This window comes from Sphingomonas lycopersici, from assembly GCF_026130605.1.
In the GTDB taxonomy this organism is placed as follows: domain Bacteria; phylum Pseudomonadota; class Alphaproteobacteria; order Sphingomonadales; family Sphingomonadaceae; genus Sphingomonas; species Sphingomonas lycopersici.
The window spans coordinates 31,352-46,773 of the sequence record NZ_JANFAU010000014.1; the positions used below are offsets into that span (position 1 = coordinate 31,352).

At 68.0% G+C, this 15,422-nt stretch carries 15 protein-coding genes; 6 read left to right on the forward strand and 9 right to left on the reverse strand.

Annotated features, from left to right (window positions below; genetic code table 11):
* Positions 1 to 52: 52 nt before the first annotated feature.
* Positions 53 to 925, reverse strand: a complete 873-nt coding sequence (gene hflC / locus NED98_RS19885; RefSeq protein ID WP_179513460.1) for a protease modulator HflC — start codon at positions 923 to 925, stop codon at positions 53 to 55.
* Positions 922 to 2,028 carry a protease modulator HflK gene (gene hflK / locus NED98_RS19890; RefSeq protein ID WP_179513461.1) on the reverse strand — a complete coding sequence of 369 codons (1,107 nt, stop codon included), beginning with the start codon at positions 2,026 to 2,028 and terminating at the stop codon, positions 922 to 924. The genes hflC and hflK overlap by 4 nt, the downstream gene beginning before the upstream one ends.
* A gap of 69 nt (positions 2,029 to 2,097) precedes the next feature.
* Here hflK and NED98_RS19895 point away from each other — a divergent pair, with 69 nt between their 5' ends.
* The 3 genes from NED98_RS19895 (at position 2,098) to NED98_RS19905 (ending at position 5,027) form a co-directional block, all read left to right on the forward strand.
* Positions 2,098 to 3,069: an Mrp/NBP35 family ATP-binding protein gene (locus tag NED98_RS19895; protein ID WP_179513462.1), complete on the forward strand. Its 972-nt coding sequence runs from the start codon at positions 2,098 to 2,100 to the stop codon at positions 3,067 to 3,069.
* A gap of 112 nt (positions 3,070 to 3,181) precedes the next feature.
* Positions 3,182 to 3,610, forward strand: coding sequence for a CoA-binding protein (locus tag NED98_RS19900; protein WP_179513463.1), 429 nt, complete (start codon positions 3,182 to 3,184; stop codon positions 3,608 to 3,610).
* 133 nt (positions 3,611 to 3,743) lie between these two features.
* Positions 3,744 to 5,027: a C4-dicarboxylate transporter DctA gene (locus NED98_RS19905; RefSeq protein WP_179513464.1), complete on the forward strand. Its 1,284-nt coding sequence runs from the start codon at positions 3,744 to 3,746 to the stop codon at positions 5,025 to 5,027.
* Positions 5,028 to 5,144: 117 nt separating this feature from the next.
* Here NED98_RS19905 and tyrS read toward each other — a convergent pair whose 3' ends face one another.
* From tyrS to serS, 4 genes are all read right to left on the reverse strand, one after another.
* Positions 5,145 to 6,386, reverse strand: a complete 1,242-nt coding sequence (gene tyrS, locus NED98_RS19910; protein WP_265314171.1) for a tyrosine--tRNA ligase — start codon at positions 6,384 to 6,386, stop codon at positions 5,145 to 5,147.
* Positions 6,387 to 6,410: 24 nt separating this feature from the next.
* The gene (locus NED98_RS19915) at positions 6,411 to 7,499 is read right to left on the reverse strand and encodes a M23 family metallopeptidase (RefSeq protein WP_265269289.1); all 1,089 of its coding nucleotides are present in this window, start codon (positions 7,497 to 7,499) and stop codon (positions 6,411 to 6,413) included.
* Positions 7,500 to 7,519: 20 nt separating this feature from the next.
* A complete protein-coding gene (surE, locus tag NED98_RS19920; RefSeq protein ID WP_179513467.1) occupies positions 7,520 to 8,281 on the reverse strand; it encodes a 5'/3'-nucleotidase SurE in 762 nt (253 codons plus the stop codon).
* 79 nt (positions 8,282 to 8,360) lie between these two features.
* Entirely contained in the window at positions 8,361 to 9,638 is a 1,278-nt protein-coding gene (gene serS, locus NED98_RS19925; protein ID WP_265314172.1) for a serine--tRNA ligase, read from the reverse strand.
* A 144-nt stretch (positions 9,639 to 9,782) separates the two neighbouring features.
* Between serS and NED98_RS19930 the strand changes: the two genes are divergently transcribed.
* From NED98_RS19930 to NED98_RS19940, 3 genes are all read left to right on the forward strand, one after another.
* Entirely contained in the window at positions 9,783 to 10,460 is a 678-nt protein-coding gene (locus NED98_RS19930; protein ID WP_265314173.1) for a hypothetical protein, read from the forward strand.
* 455 nt (positions 10,461 to 10,915) lie between these two features.
* On the forward strand, positions 10,916 to 11,356 hold the full coding sequence (dksA, locus tag NED98_RS19935) for an RNA polymerase-binding protein DksA (protein WP_265269356.1): 441 nt from the start codon (positions 10,916 to 10,918) through the stop codon (positions 11,354 to 11,356).
* Positions 11,357 to 11,415: 59 nt separating this feature from the next.
* A complete protein-coding gene (locus tag NED98_RS19940) occupies positions 11,416 to 11,745 on the forward strand; it encodes a PilZ domain-containing protein (RefSeq protein WP_265269355.1) in 330 nt (109 codons plus the stop codon).
* Between the two features lie 71 nt (positions 11,746 to 11,816).
* Here the strand turns inward: NED98_RS19940 and NED98_RS19945 are convergent, their stop codons facing one another.
* From NED98_RS19945 to NED98_RS19955, 3 genes are read right to left on the reverse strand one after another with little or no spacing between them, the layout of a single operon-like run.
* A complete protein-coding gene (locus NED98_RS19945; protein ID WP_265314174.1) occupies positions 11,817 to 13,067 on the reverse strand; it encodes an N-succinylarginine dihydrolase in 1,251 nt (416 codons plus the stop codon).
* Positions 13,064 to 14,080 carry an arginine N-succinyltransferase gene (locus tag NED98_RS19950; RefSeq protein WP_179513473.1) on the reverse strand — a complete coding sequence of 339 codons (1,017 nt, stop codon included), beginning with the start codon at positions 14,078 to 14,080 and terminating at the stop codon, positions 13,064 to 13,066. Before NED98_RS19950 ends, NED98_RS19945 begins: the two co-directional genes overlap by 4 nt.
* Positions 14,077 to 15,276 (reverse strand): hydrolase, encoded by a 1,200-nt coding sequence (locus NED98_RS19955; RefSeq protein WP_265314175.1) that lies wholly within the window; start codon positions 15,274 to 15,276, stop codon positions 14,077 to 14,079. Before NED98_RS19955 ends, NED98_RS19950 begins: the two co-directional genes overlap by 4 nt.
* Between the last annotated feature and the right edge of the window lie 146 nt (positions 15,277 to 15,422).

Consider the following 15,422-nt stretch of genomic DNA (forward strand, 5'->3'; position numbering starts at 1 on the left):
ATGAACGATCCGAAAGCTGGGCGGTTTTTCGGCGCCCGCCCAGCCTGCCGGATCATTTCCCGCGACCTTCGAATTCCTTTAGATAGGCGTTGTCGCGTGACATCAGGATCGTCGTCGCGCCTTCGGGTGAAGGCCCGCCGTCCGCCCCGAAGGTATGACGATAGGACTGCATGGCACGATAGAAGTTATAGAAATCGGCATCCTTGCTGAACGCGTCGGCATAGACGCGCGCCGCGGTGGCATCGGCCTCGGCGCGGACGATCTGCGCCTGTTTCTGCCCCTGCGCACGGATCGTGTTCGCCTCCTGCTGGCGCGCGGTGCGCATCGATTGCAGCGCGCTTTCGAGCGGGCTGCCCTCGGGCAGATCGGCGTGCTTGATCCGCACGTCGACGATCTGGACGCCATATTGCTTGGCATTGCGCTGGAGCGAATCCTGGATCGCGTCCATCACCTTGCCGCGCTCGGGCGTCAGCAGCGAGGAGAAGGGCACCTTGCCCAGCTCGTTGCGCAGCGCATTGCCGAGCAGCGGGCGGAGCTGATCGGCGACTCGCTCCTCAGTGGCGGAGGTCGAGCCCGTCGAGGTCACCGCCTTCAGCGGATCGACGATGCGGAAACGCGCGAAGGCGTCGACGTTGAGCCGCAGCTGATCGGTCGACAGCACGAGCGTATTGTCGAGATCGGCGTCGAGCACGCGCTTGTCGACCCACACGATCTTGTCGATGAACGGGATGCGCATGATCACCCCGGCGCCGGTGCGGCCGATCACTTGCCCCGGCTGCCATTGGTTGATCGTCGTCACCGGATTTTCGAAGCGCAGGATCACCGCCTGCTTGGTTTCGGGGACGATCGCGAAGGTCGCGGCGGCGACGATCGCCACCCCCAGCGCCGCGAAGCCGATCGTCACGGGGTTACGCAACACGTTCATTTCTGCGCTCCCTGCGCCTGCTGTTGCGGCGCGGGTTGCCCGGCCTGGACGTCGGGCAGCTTGCGCATCTTGTCGAGCGGCAGCCACGGCGAGACGCCGGGGGTTTCCACGATCACCTTGTCGGTCTTGGCGAGCACCGCCTCCATCGTCTCGTAATACATGCGGCGGCGGGTCACCTCTGGCGCAAGCTTATATTGTTCGTAGACCTTGTCGAATGCAGCGGCCTCGCCCTGCGCATGCGCGATGATCTGCTGCGAATAGGAACGCGCATTGTTGAGATTGGCGACCGCTTCCTGCTGCGCGGCGGTGACGGCGTTGAAATCGTCGACCAGGCTGGCGGGGGCGGAGGCCTGCTTGATCGACACGCCCTGAACGCGCACCCCGGCCTGATAATCGTCGAGCACCTGCTGCATCGCGCGGGTGACGCGCGCCTCGATCTGGGTGCGGCCGGCGCCGATCGCGTCGTTGAGCGTCGTCGTCGCGACCACCGCGCGCATCGCGCTTTCGGCGGTGGCGCGGACGGTTTCCTCGGGATCCTTGATCTCGAATACGAAGTCGCGCGGATTTTCCACCCGCCAGCGCACCGTATAGGCAAGGTCGATGATGTTGCGATCGCCGGTGAGGACGTTCTCGCCGCCCTCGCGCGGGAAATCGTCGTTGCGCACCTGCTCGACGTCGACCTTCTCGACGTCGACGATCGGCGCGGGGAGGGTCAGGCGGATGCCCGGTTCGAGGATTCCCGAATAGCGCCCGAAATAGGTGACGACCCCGCGCTGCTGCGGCCCGATCTGGTGGATCGAGGTGAACAGCACCCACGCTGCGACGATCAGCCCGACGCCGATCAGCCACAGGTTGCGCGCGTTGATCCCGGCCGGGAGCTGCGGCCCGCCGCCGTTGCCGCCGCCGCCATAGCTGCCGCGCGCCCGCTTGAGGAATTCGTCGAGCGCGGTCGGCCGCTGCCCGGTCTTGCGTCCGCCCGGCGGGACCGCCCAGGGATTGCGCGGCCCGCTCTTGTCGTCGTCGCCGCCCGAGCCCCACGGGCCGCCGGGTGTTTCGTTCATCAGGATGGAGGGGCGCCTGAACCAGCGCGGCAAGGTGATCATTCCTCCCTTATAGGAAGGGTATTCACGAAAAACAGTGCCAAGCGCGCACTTCATCCGTATCGCGGCGCAATGGACGAGCAAGATGTGAAGAATGCGGTGGCCGCGGTCGCCGGCGCGCGCGCCACGGTGAAGGTCGACGGCGCGCGGATCGGGGTGGTGGTCGACGCCACCGGGCTGGACGCCAAGGCGCGCGATGCGCTGGAGACGGCGGTGACGATGGCGGCGAGCGCGCCGGGGCGCGAGGTGCGCGTGGTGGTTACCGCCGAACGTCCGCGCCGCCGCACGATCGCGGTGGCGAGCGGCAAGGGCGGGGTCGGCAAATCGACCGTCTCGGCCAATCTCGCGATCGCATTGTCGCAGATCGGGCGGCGCGTCGGGCTGGTCGATGCCGATATCTACGGCCCGTCGCAGCCGCGGCTGCTCGGGGTCGAAGGGACGCGGCCCGAGGCGAAGGACAAGGTGCTGCTGCCGGTCCAGACCCCGTTCGGCGTGCCCTTGCTGTCGATGGGGCAGCTCGTCGCGCCGGGCAAGGCGATCGCGTGGCGCGGGCCGATGACCGCGGGCGCTTTGGGGCAATTGATGGATGCCGAATGGGGCGTCGCCGACACGCTGGTCGTCGATCTGCCGCCGGGTACGGGCGACGTCCAGCTGACGATGATCCAGAAGCATCGTCCGGCGGGCGCGGTGATCGTCTGCACCCCGCAGGATCTGGCGCTGATCGACGCCACCCGCGCGATCGACCTGTTCGAGCAGGCCGGGGTGCCGATCATCGGGGTGATCGAGAATATGGCGGGCTATGCCTGCCCGCATTGCGGCGAGGTTTCCGATCCCTTCGGTTGCGGCGGGGCGGAGGCGGCGGCCAAGGCGCGCGGGGTGCCGTTCCTCGGGCGGGTGCCGCTCGACATCGCGATCCGCCGCGCGTCGGACGCCGGCGATCCACCCGCCGCCGATCCCGCCGACCGCACATTCCGTCCCATTGCGGAACAGGTGGTGCGATGGCTCGAAGGCGGCGCGGAAACCCCGGGCGGCGTGGAACGTTGATATTCCACCGGTCGTGCTGGCGCCTCGCGCGTCGGCACGAGCGGACCAGTTTCGAATCCTTCGCTCCGGGTTAAGAGACGTCATACAAAGGGTTTAGAAAAGGAGGCGTTTCTTGCCGTTGAGCGATCCCGCCGCGATCAAGGCATTGCTGGAGGAAACGCGCACGATCGCGATGATCGGCGCGTCGGATCGGCCGAACCGCCCGTCTTATGGCGTGATGGCGCGGCTTCAGCAGCACGGCTATCGCGTCATCCCGGTAAATCCGCAGATCACCGGGGAGCATGTCCACGGCGAATATGTCTTCCGCGAGCTGGCGCAGATCGGCGAGCCGATCGATATGGTCGATATCTTCCGCCGCTCGGACGCCGCCGGCGAAGCGGTGGATGCGGCGATCGCCTGCGGCGCCAAGGCGGTATGGCTGCAGCTCGGCGTGATCGACGAAGCGGCCGCGGCGCGCGCCGAAGCCGCCGGGCTCAAGGTGGTGATGGATCGCTGCCCGGCGATCGAAATCCCCCGGCTCGGCGTCGCACCGATCGGATAGGTCCTCGCCACGCTCCCTTCTCCTCTTCCTTGAACAAGCGAGGGGAGAAGGGAGAAACGGGCGAGCAAGAGGAGGATTCCTCTCGGCCCGACTTGCGCATAAGAAGCGCGGATACGGGCAAGGGAGGGACGGGGTGATCGCAATACCGGAACGGGCGCCGCCGGTGCGGCGGCGGTGGTATGCGCATCTCTATCTGCAGGTGCTGGTGGCGATCGCCGCCGGGGTGACGCTTGGGCATTTCTGGCCCGAAACCGGCGCGGCGATGAAGCCGCTCGGCGACGGGTTCATCAAATTGGTCAAGATGATCATCGCCCCGGTGATCTTCCTCACGATCGTCACCGGGATCGCCGGGATGCGCGATCTGCGCGCGGTGGGGCGGGTCGCGGGGCGCGCCTTCGCCTATTTTCTCACCTTTTCCACCCTCGCGCTGATCGTCGGGCTGATCGTCGCCAATGTCGTCCGCCCCGGCGCGGGGCTGCATATCGATCCCGCGACGCTCGATAGCGCCAAGGTCGCCGATTATGCCGCCAAGGCGCATGAGACGAGCGTCACCGGCTTTCTGATGGGGGTGATCCCCGACAGTTTCCTGTCCGCTTTGGCCTCGGGCGATATCCTCCAGACATTGTTCGTCGCGATCCTGTTCGGAATCGGGCTGGCGACGATCGGCGAGCGCGGCGAGCGCGTCGTCTCGCTGCTCGAGGACGTGTCGGCGGCGGTGTTCCGCATCGTCGCGATCCTGATGAAGGCGGCGCCGGTCGGCGCGTTCGGCGCGATGGCGTTCACGATCGGCAAATATGGCGTCGGGACGCTTGCCAATCTCGCCTTTCTGGTCGGCACCTTCTACCTCACCTCGCTCTTGTTCGTGCTGGTGGTGCTCGGCGCGGTCGCGCGATTGTGCGGCTTCTCGATCCTGCGGCTGATCGCCTATCTCAAGGCCGAGCTACTGCTGGTACTCGGCACCTCCTCGTCGGAAAGCGCGCTGCCGCTGCTGATCGAGAAGATGGAGCGCGCCGGCTGCCCCAAATCGGTCGTCGGGCTGGTCGTGCCGACGGGGTATAGCTTCAACCTAGACGGCACCAATATCTATATGACGCTGGCGGCGCTGTTCATCGCACAGGCGCTCGATGTGCATTTGACGCTGGGGCAGGAATTGCTGCTGCTCGGCGTCGCGATGCTGTCGTCGAAGGGCGCCGCGGGGGTGACCGGGGCGGGGTTCATCACGCTCGCCGCGACGCTCTCAATCGTCCCCTCGGTGCCGGTCGCGGGGATGGCGCTGATCCTCGGGGTCGATCGCTTCATGAGCGAATGCCGCAGCCTGACCAATTTCATCGGCAATGCCGTCGCGACCGTGGTGGTGTCGCGCTGGGAGGGCAAGCTGGATCATGCCGCGCTCGATGCGGCGTTGGGGAAAGTATAGCCCTTCTTCACCGTCATGCCGGGCTCGACCCGGCATCCAGGGTCACAAGGGATGTCGTGCGCGGCTCTGGATGCCGGATCAAGTCCGGCATGACGAGCATAAAGAGCGGCGGCCCCGTCAGCCCGCCACCAGCAGCCCGTGATGCTTCTTGCCGGCCGAGATACGGATCGGCTCGGCGCCCGGGGTCACCGTCGCGGCTTCGTCGGCGACCTTTTCACCGCCGACCCGCGCGCCGCCCTGCTTGATCAGCCGCCGCGCCTCGCCCTTCGACGCGCAGAAACCCAGCGCCACCAAAGCATCGACCAAGGGCACCGCCCCCGCTGCGGCGAAGGTCGGGAGCGCATCGCCGCTCGCGCCCTCCTCGAAGGTGCGCCGCGCGGTCTCCGCCGCCTGCTCGGCCGCCTCGCGCCCGCGGCACATTGCGGTCGCCTCATTGGCGAGCACCTTTTTCGCCTCGTTGATCTCGGCGCCTTCGAGCGCCTCGAGCCGTGCGATCTCGTCGAGCGGGAGATCGGTGAATAGCCGAAGAAAACGCCCGACGTCGCGGTCGTCGGTGTTGCGCCAGAATTGCCAGTAATCGAAATGCGGCAGCTGATCCTCGTGGAGCCACACCGCGCCCGACATGGTCTTGCCCATCTTGCCGCCGTCGGCGGTGGTGATCAGCGGGGTGGTGATGCCGAACACCTCGGTCCCGTCCATCCGCCGCGCCAGTTCGACGCCGTTGACGATATTGCCCCATTGGTCGCTGCCGCCCATCTGCAACCGGCAGCCGTGGCGCTGCGCCAGCTCGCGGAAGTCATAGGCCTGCAGGATCATGTAGTTGAATTCGAGGAAGGACAGCGATTGCTCGCGATCGAGCCGGAGCTTGACCGAATCGAACGACAGCATCCGGTTGACCGAGAAATGCTGCCCCACTTCGCGCAGAAACGGGATATATTCGAGCGCGTCGAGCCATTCGGCATTGTCGAGCATGATCGCGTCGGACGCGCCCCCCGTTTCACCTTCTGGGCCGAAGGTCAGGAAGCGTTCGAAGATGCGCTTGATCGAGGCGACATTGGCCTTGATCCCGTCCTCGGCGAGCAATTTGCGCGCCTCGTCCTTGAAGCTCGGGTCGCCGATCTTGCCGGTGCCGCCGCCCATCAGCACGATCGGCTTGTGCCCGGTCTGCTGGAGCCGGCGGAGCAGCATGATCTGCACCAGGCTGCCGACGTGGAGCGAGGGCGCGGTGGGATCGAAGCCGATATAGCCCGGCACCACTTCCCTGAGCGCCAGCGCGTCGAGCGCGGCGGCGTCGGTCATCTGGTGGACATAGCCGCGCTCAACGAGCAGGCGGACGAGGTCGGACTTGGCTTCGGTCATAATGAGTGGCGCGTTACACGCACCTCACGGGCGCGGCAATTGCGTGAGCGGATCGATCGGCGCGCGGCCCTTGCGCAACTCGAAATGCAGCTCGGGGCGGTCGGCGAAGCCGCTCGCGCCCGACAAGGCGATCGTCTGGCCCTTCTTCACCGCCTGCCCGCGCTGGACGAGCAGTTTCGAGGCGTGGCCGTAGACGCTGGTCCAGCCCTCGCCGTGCTTGATGATCACCAGCCCGCCCAGCGCCGCGATCGCCTCGCCGGCATAAGCGACGGTGCCGTCGGCGGTGGCGCGCACGGGAGTATTGTGCGGCACGCCGATCTCGACCCCGTCGTTGCGCTCGCCGCTCGCGCCGGTGCCGAAATGCTTCACCACCTGCCCGTCGACCGGCCACATGAAGCGCCCCGGCGGGATGCGCGGCGCGGCGACCGCGGCGCTCGGCGGGAGCACGCGGCGCGGGCTGGCGGTCGGCGCGGCCGGGCGTTGGTTCTGCGCGATCGCAGGCTCGCCGCCGGTGATGATATCGTCGATATCGAGCTGGAAGGCGGCGGCGCGCTCGGCCGCGCTCGACCCACGCGCGCTGCTGCCAGGGATCAGGATGCGCTGGCCGGTGCGCAGCACATAGGGCTCGGTGAGATAATTGGCCGCCACGATCCGCGACCATTCGACCCCATAAGCGCGTGCGATCGCGATCCCGGTCTGCCCCTGCCGGACGAGATGATAGCGCCCGGCGGGGATCGTCAGCCGCTGCCCGGCGCGGATCGTATAGGGGGGCTCGATGCCGTTGGCGCCGGCGATCACGGTGATCCCCGCGCCGGTACGGTCGGCGACCTCGCCCAGTGTATCGCCGGGGCGCACGACATAGCTTTGCGCGGGGACGTCGCGCGCATCGGCCTCGGCGCCGCGCGTCTCCCACGCCGGGCGCGGCGCGGGGAGCTGCTCGACGCGGCGCGCCGGCGGCGGCAAGGGCTGCTGGCGCTGCGGCGGGGGCGGCGGATAATCGGCGCGGCGTGGTGGTGGCGGCGCCGGCCGATAGGGCGGGGCGACTTGCGGAATGCAGGCGGAAAGCAGCAGTCCCGGCAGCAGGCAGGTCGCCACCGCGCTCAGCCGCCGCATCGCCAACCTCCTACACAAGCCTACAGATACGCGTTCGCCAGCGCTTGTAGCGAGGCGTCGTGCGTCAGGTCCAGATGGAGCGGGGTTACCGTGACATAGCCGTCGGCGACCGCCGCCAGATCGGTGCCCGGCACCAAGGCGTGTTCGGTCCGCCCGAGCGACAGCCAGTAATAAGGAAAGCCGCGCGGATCGGTGCGCGGTTCGAGCCGGGCGCGGCCGTAATCGCGCATCCCCTGCCGCACGACGCGGACGCCCTGCACCGCCTCCGGGTCGATCGGCGGGAAATTGACGTTGATCACCGTCCCCGGGGTCCAGCGCGCGTCGATCAGCGGGCGCAGCACGCGCTCGCCCCAGCTTTCGGCGGTGGCGAACGACACCTCGTCGCCCATCCCGGTGGCGGCATAGCGCTGGCTTAGCGCGATCGACGGGATACCTGCCATCGCCCCTTCCATCGCCGCCGCGACGGTGCCCGAATACATCACGTCCTCGGCGAGATTGGCGCCGCGATTGACCCCTGAGAGGATCAGATCGGGTTTCGCCGGCATCAACTCGGTCAGTGCCATCAGCACCGCGTCGGTCGGCGTTCCCGACACCGCGAACCGCCGCTCGTCGAACCGCCGCACCCGCAACGGGCGCGACAAAGTGAGCGAGCGCCCCGCGCCCGATTGTTCCTCCGCCGGGGCGACGACCCAGATATCGTCGGAAAGGGCACGCGCGATCGTCTCCAGCACCGCGAGGCCGGGGGCGTGGATGCCGTCGTCGTTGCTCAGCAGGATGCGCATGATTCGGGCGTCACCTCGAAAGTTCGGTCATTCCCGCCTCCGCGGGAATGACGATGAAGGGGGAAAGGCGGGGAGCAAATCAGCGCGGCTCGAGCCGGTTGACCCCGCCGAGATAGGGCTGGAGCACGTCCGGCACCCACACCGATCCGTCTTCCTGCTGATAATTCTCGAGAATCGCGACGATCATCCGGCCGACCACCAGCCCCGAGCCGTTGAGCGTGTGGACGAAACGCGTCGCCTTCTCGCCATCCGGGCGATACCGCGCGTTCATCCGCCGTGCCTGGAAATCGGTGCAGGTGGAGCAGGACGAAATCTCGCGATAGCGCTTCTGCCCCGGCAGCCACACTTCGAGGTCATAGGTGCGCGCCGCGGTGAACCCCATGTCCCCGGTGCACAATTTCATCCGGCGGAACGGCAGCCCGAGCCGGGTCAGCACATCCTCTGCCGCTGCGGTCATCCGCTCATGCTCCGCCTCGGACTGTTCGGGCGGGACGATCGAGACCATCTCGGCCTTTTCGAACTGATGCTGGCGGATGAACCCGCGCGTGTCGCGCCCCGCCGCCCCCGCTTCGGAGCGGAAGCAGGGGGTGAGCGCGGTGAAGCGCAGCGGGAGGTCGTCGGCGGCGAGGATGCGCTCGCGGACGATATTGGTCAGGCTCACCTCGGCGGTGGGGATCAGCCAGCGGCCGTCGGTCGTCTCGAACAGATCCTCGGCGAATTTGGGGAGCTGCCCGGTGCCGAACATCGTCTCGCTGCGCACGAGCAGCGGCGGCGCGACTTCCTCATAGCCGTGCTCGCGGGTCAGCGTATCGAGCCCGAACTGGCCGAGCGCGCGGTTGAGCTTCGCCATCTGCCCGCGCACCAGCGTGAAGCGCGCGCCGGCGATCAGCGCGCCGGTCTCGAAATCGAGCCCCAGCGCGGGGCCGATCGCGTCATGTTCCTTCACCTCGAACGCGAAGTCGCGGCGCGTGCCGCGTTCGTGGACGAGCTGATTGTCATCCTCGTCGGCGCCGGTCGGCACGTCGGGCAGCGGGATATTGGGCAGCGCGGCGAGCAGATCGTCGAGCTCGGTGCCGAGCCGCGCTTCCTCCGCTTCGAGTTCGGGCAGCCGCTGCTTGAGCGCGGCGACTTCGGCCATCAGCGCGGTGGCGGTCGCCTCGTCCTTCGAAGCTTTGGCGGCACCGATCGCCTTCGAGGCTTCGTTGCGGCGCGCCTGGCCGGTCTGCAATTCGGTGATCGTCTCGCGCCGGCGACGATCGAGGTCGAGGATCGCGGCGCTCTCCGCCTCTTTGCCGCGCTTCGCCATCGCGGCATCGAAATCGGAAGGATTCTCTCGGATCAGACGGATATCGTGCATCCCCGCGCTATGGCGGGGGCAGTGAGGGGAGGCAAGCGGGGTTAGGCCTGCGCGGCCTTGCGCCCCCACCGTCGCCGCGCGACGAGCGCCGCCGCGGCCGCGCCGAACAGCAGGACCATCGGCGGCGCGGGCACCGGCGTCGGGTTGCCGCTGCTCGATCCGCTGCTGCCGGTCGAGCTCCATCCGCCCGACGAGCTGCTGCTCGATGACGTCGAGGATGAGGACGACGTCGACGACGAGGTGGAGGATGACGTGGACGACGAGGTCGACGACGAGGTGGAGGTGGAAACGTTCCCGCTCGACGACGACGTGCTGCTGACGTTGCCGCTCGACGTGGAAGATGTGCTGCTCACCCCGCCGGTCGAGCTTGAGGTGGATGACCCGCCCGTCGAGGAGGAGGTCGACGACCCGCCGGTGGAGGAGGAGGTCGACGATCCGCCCGATCCCCCCGACGAGGTCGAGCTCGAGGTCGATCCGCCGCTGGTGCTGGAGGTGGAGGAGACCACGATCCCGCTCGATCCGCCGCCGCTGCCGCCGAAGAAGCCGCCGGCGAAGAAGCCGCCGCCGAACCCGCCCCAGCCGCCGCTGCCGCCGTATACCACCGGCGGGGTGGAGGGGGTGCTGGTCTCGATGATCGGCGCGGCCGGCAACACCATCGGGGCGGATTGCATCGCCACCGGGATGTCGGCCACCGGCGGGCAAGCGGGCACCGGGCGCGCGCGCGCCATCGGCAACACCCGCTCGACCGGGCGCCGCACCGGCTTGCGCGCCACCTTCTTCTTGCTGAACTCGGTGCGCGGCTTGGCATTTTCGGCAACGTGAACCGCGCCGCCCCCGATCAGCGCGCCGCCTGCCGTGCACGCCGCAAGTTTCACCAAGGCCATCCGCACTGACATGGTTCTTCTCTCTATCTTCCCGGCGAAGAACGGTCGCCGCGCTCCCCATTACGCACGATGTGCGCGCCGTGCTTGCCCGCAAAGTGCAAAGCAAAGGTTTAAGTGCAAGCGCGATAACCATGATTAACCGCGTATTTGTGCAACACTAGGCGGCAAACGCGCCGAGCGGTTGGTAAACGTTTCAATGCGAGACAGTTTCGGCTGCGCAACAGCCGGTTCAGCGCCGCGAAAGGCACACGGTGGCAGGGATGATCGCGTGATGATCTATGGTCGCTTGTTTGCGGTCCGGCACCCGATTATAGGCGCGCCACGGACAACGCGCAGTGGAGCAAAGGGCCTGCGCGGACGGGGAGAAGCTTGATGGCGACCGCGTATGAACGAATGGAGGACGGCGGCAGCAGTCCGAACGCCTCCAACGACTCAGATGGCTATCGACCGCACCCTGACGAACCCTTCATGTGTGAGCGGCAACAGGCTTATTTTCGTGCTAAGTTGCTCAATTGGAAGGAAGCGATCCTGCGCGAGTCGCAGGGCACGCTGTCGCAGCTGCAGGTCGATTCGCTGCGTGAGGCCGATCTCAACGATCGCGCGTCGAGCGAGACCGACTGGTCGATCGAGCTGCGCACGCGGGATCGGCAGCGCAAGCTGATTTCCAAGATCGAGGCGGCGTTGCGTCGGCTCGACGAGGGCGAATATGGCTATTGCGAAGTGACCGGCGAGCCGATCAGCCTGGGGCGGCTGGAGGCGCGGCCGATCGCGACGATGACGGTCGAGGCGCAGGAACAGCATGAGCGCCAGGAAAAGGTCTCGCGCGAAGATTGAACGCGCGATAGTGAGCGTGTTTGCAATTCCGCAAGATTTGGCGACGTATTGACGTGACGATGAAGCATTTCGGCAAGAATGTCTTTGCCGACGCGAAACCCGCGGACGGCAGCCGGCGAGGGCGCGAGAGCGTCCACGTCGCCGCCCGTCTGCGCATCGTCGGTGCTGCGAGCGCGATGAAGGTCGGCATCCGTAACGTTTCGGCAGGCGGGCTGATGGCCGAGCTGCCGCGCGCGATCGCCCCCGATGCAGCGATCGAGGTCGAGCTGGCCGGGATCGGCTGGGTCTCCGGCCGCGTCGCGTGGCAGACCGCGGGGCGCGTCGGCGTCGCCTTCGATCAGGAAATCGATCCGGTGCAACTGGTCGCGGAAGAGGCCGGCGGGAAGTAACGCCGCGCCGCGCGACGTGCCGAGCTTACGCTAACCCCTCTCCGTTCGTGCGAATGGGTTATTGCGCTCACTCAGCCCGCCAGTTCACCCAAATCCAGCGCATCGAGCAGCACGCCCGGCGCCGCCTCGATCCGTGCGATCAGCGCCGGATCGTCGATCGCATCGGCGGCGATCTTTTCCGGCCAGTGCGCCTCGATCACCGCCGCGATCCGGTCGAGCTTTGCCGAGTCGACCAGGAAACGCGGGTCGACGGTCGCCGGATCGGCCACCACGCGCAGCCGCAGACATGCCGGCCCACCGCCATTGGCCATCGATTCGCGCACATCGACCACCTCGATTGCGCGGATCGGGCCGTTGCCCGCGACATGTTCCTGCAGCCAGCCCCATACCCGCGGATTGTCACGCGCTTCGCCCGGGACGATCAGCGTCTGCCCGCCCGACGGCGGGGTGACGAGCTGCGCGTTGAACAGATAGGATTGGATCGCATCGGCAAGGCTGACGCGATCGGCCGGCACCTCGACGATCTCCACCTCGGGGATCGCCGCGCGGAGCCCGGCATAGAAAGTCGCCTTGTCGGCGAAGGCTTCCTCATGCGCGAACAGGGTGCGCTCGTTGGCGACCGCGACGACGTCGTTGTGGAACGCGCCGGCGGCGATCGCTGCGGGGGATTGCTCGACGAAAAAGGTGCGCGCCGGATCGAGCCGGTGCAGGCGCGCGATCGCCTCGCTCGCCTCGCGATGCTGGCGCGCCGGGAAGGGGCCGCCCGGCTCGCCATAGACGAAGATCTCGACCCCCGGCGCGGCATGATCGGCGGCGATCCGCATATGATTGGCCGCGCCCTCGTCGCCGAACGGCGCCGGCACCGGGCCGTGCACCGCGAACGCCGGATGCGCGAAGGCGAGGCGGAGCTGCGCCAGCGTCTCGGGCCATTCGTGGCTGCGATGCGGCATGGTGACGAGGTTGGCGACGGTCAGGTGGCAGCGCGCGTCGTCGCTGTCCGCTGCCGGGGAAACGGTGGCGGCATTGGCCGCCCACATCGCGGAGGCGGAGAGCGCGCGGGCACGCAGATGCGGCGCGGCGCGTGCATAGTCGGTCGCCAGCGCGGCGAGCCAGCGATGATCGGGCCGCGGATGCGGGAGCAAGATCCCCTGCGTCAGCCCCAAAGCGAGGTTGGCGCGCATCTTGGCGATGCCCTGCAGCGCGGCGGCGCGTGGGTGGGCGACATGCCCGGCATTGCGCGTCGCGGCGAGGTTGCCGGGGCTGAGCCCGGCATAATTGTGGCTCGGCCCGACGAGGCCGTCGAAGTTGATCTCGCGGATCATGTCCGCGCCATATAGGTGACCTTATCGTCTTCCCGCGCGCCGATCGCCTTGGCGCTGGCCGCATCGAGCACGATCGCCTCGGCCACCTCGCGGACATTGCCGAGCGCGCAGCGGAAATCGGCCAGCGTGCCGCGCGCGACCAATGCGGGGGTGCCGCCCTCGCGGTCGATCGCGATCACCGCGCTCTCGCGCGCCTCGCGGATCGAGCGGACATTGTCGGTGCGCGCGGTCATCGTCGGGCCACCGTCGAAGATGTCGATATAATTTTCGAACGCGAACCCCTCATTCTCCAGCATTCGCATCGCGGCACGGCCCGAGGGGTGGGGGAGGCCGATCGCGGCGCGCGCGCTTTCGGAGAGCATTGCGGTGTAGATCGGATGCTTGGGCATCAGATCGGCGATGAACTGGTGCCCGTGGATCGCATTATATTGATCCGCATCCTGGAAGTTCATCCCGAAGAAGCGCCCGGCGAGCCCGTCCCAGAAGGGCGATCCACCGGCCTCGTCGATGATCCCGCGCAATTCGGCGAGGATGCGATCGGCGAAGCGCCGACGGTGCATCTTGATGAAGAGGTAGCGGCTGCGCGCGAGCAGCATCCCGAGCCCGCCGGCGCGCTCGCCGGGGTGGAGGAACAGCCCGCCGACCTCGCTCGATCCCTCCAGATCGGTGGTCAGCGACAGCATTTCGGCGCGGAAAGTGCGGCCGAGCTGGTCGCTATGCTGGGTCAGCGTGCTGAGCCGATAGCTGTAGAAAGGGTGGCGCTGCCCGACCTGGGTGAACAGCTGGCAGGTGCCGCGCACTTCCCCGGTCTCGGTATTCTCGAGGATCAGCACGAAGGCTTCGTCGTCGAGCGCGCCTTCGGTGCGGGCGAAGGCATTGCTGCTGCGTTCGAGCTTGGCCTTCAGCGCGCGGCGGTCAGCCGGCAGGTTGGTGAAGCCGCCCCCGGTCAGCTTGGCCATTTCGTAGAGATGCGGCAGATCGGCCTCGCTGGCCGCGCGGATGACGAAGGTCACAGCCGGCCCTCCGCGATGCGCAACATGGTGACGGCGGAGAGCGCGGCGCGCTCCGGCAGGCTGTCGACGATCAAAAATTCCTCCCCCGAATGGATTGCTCCGCCGCGCGCGCCCATCGTGTCCACCACCGGGACGCCGCACGCCGCGATATTGTTGCCGTCGCACACCCCGCCGGTCGCGCGCCACGCGATCGTCAGGCCGAGATCGCTGCCGGCATCGCGCACCAGCCCGAACAGCCGCTCGGCGCCCGGGTCGATCGGCTTGGGCGGGCGGTTGAACCCGCCGTGGATCTCGACATGCACGTCATGCGCCGCGGCGACCTCTGCCACCGCGGCATCGATCGCGGCGCGGGCGCGGTCGATCTCGGCCTGCGCGGCAGGGCGGAAATTGACGCGGAGCACCGCCAGATCGGGGACGACATTGTTCGGCCCGCCGCCGTCGACCCGCGCCGGATTGACCGCGAGGCTCGGCGAGCGCGCGGCGGCGAGCCGCAACGCGATATCCGCCGCCGCGACGATCGCGTTGCGTCCGTCTTCCGGGTTGCGCCCGGCATGCGCGGCGCGGCCGCGGACGACGATCGAGAAATTGCCGGTGCCGCCGCGCGCGCCGGCGAGCGTGCCGTCGGGCAAAGCGGGTTCGTAGGTCAGCGCCGCCTTCTTGCCGCGCGCCAGCGCGGCGATCAGCGCGGCGGAGGAGAAGGAGCCGGTTTCCTCGTCGGAATTGATCAGCACGTCATAGCCGATCGCGCTCCCCGTCGCCTCGACCCCTTCGAGCGCGGCGAGCATCACCGCGAGCCCGCCCTTCATGTCGGCGACGCCGGGGCCGTTGATCGTCCCGTCGGGGTGGTCGACGAGCGTCTGGAACGGGTGGTCGACCGGAAACACCGTGTCCATATGCCCGGTGAGCAGCAGCCGCAGCGGCGCTGCGGGACGGACCGCGAGGTGGAGGTGACGGCCATGCGCGATCGGCTCGACCACGCCCGCCGCGGTGACGCGCTCCGCCGGCGCCGCGTCGACCAGCCGGACGTCGCCTGGCAGCCCGGCGAAGGCGTCGGCGAGCATCTCCGCCACCGTCGCCAGCCCGGCGATATTGCCGGTGCCGCTGTTGACCGCGGCCCATTGTCGCACCCGCGCGAGCATCGGCGAGGCCGCCGCCTGCTCGATCGCGATCCGTTCGTTCGCTGATATCCCCGTCATCCGCGAGTGGTAGCGCGGTTGAGGGGGTGGTGGGAAGGCGTCGAGGAAGCGATTATTCCGTTCCTCGCCTTATCCTCCCCTCCCTTGAACAAGGAAGGGGTCGGGGGTGGGTTGGCCTGCGGGGGCACCGATCCGCGCGCCTCAAA

Excerpts from the sequence above, each read along its gene's own strand:
- hflC (WP_179513460.1), bottom strand. The coding sequence starts at position 925 with ATGAACGTGTTGCGTAACCCCGTGACGATCGGCTTCGCGGCGCTGGGG.
- hflK (WP_179513461.1), bottom strand. The coding sequence starts at position 2,028 with ATGATCACCTTGCCGCGCTGGTTCAGGCGCCCCTCCATCCTGATGAAC.
- NED98_RS19895 (WP_179513462.1), top strand. The coding sequence starts at position 2,098 with ATGGACGAGCAAGATGTGAAGAATGCGGTGGCCGCGGTCGCCGGCGCG.
- tyrS (WP_265314171.1), bottom strand. The coding sequence starts at position 6,386 with ATGACCGAAGCCAAGTCCGACCTCGTCCGCCTGCTCGTTGAGCGCGGC.
- NED98_RS19915 (WP_265269289.1), bottom strand. The coding sequence starts at position 7,499 with ATGCGGCGGCTGAGCGCGGTGGCGACCTGCCTGCTGCCGGGACTGCTG.
- surE (WP_179513467.1), bottom strand. The coding sequence starts at position 8,281 with ATGCGCATCCTGCTGAGCAACGACGACGGCATCCACGCCCCCGGCCTC.
- serS (WP_265314172.1), bottom strand. The coding sequence starts at position 9,638 with ATGCACGATATCCGTCTGATCCGAGAGAATCCTTCCGATTTCGATGCC.
- dksA (WP_265269356.1), top strand. The coding sequence starts at position 10,916 with ATGGAGGACGGCGGCAGCAGTCCGAACGCCTCCAACGACTCAGATGGC.
- NED98_RS19940 (WP_265269355.1), top strand. The coding sequence starts at position 11,416 with ATGAAGCATTTCGGCAAGAATGTCTTTGCCGACGCGAAACCCGCGGAC.
- NED98_RS19945 (WP_265314174.1), bottom strand. The coding sequence starts at position 13,067 with ATGATCCGCGAGATCAACTTCGACGGCCTCGTCGGGCCGAGCCACAAT.
- NED98_RS19955 (WP_265314175.1), bottom strand. The coding sequence starts at position 15,276 with ATGACGGGGATATCAGCGAACGAACGGATCGCGATCGAGCAGGCGGCG.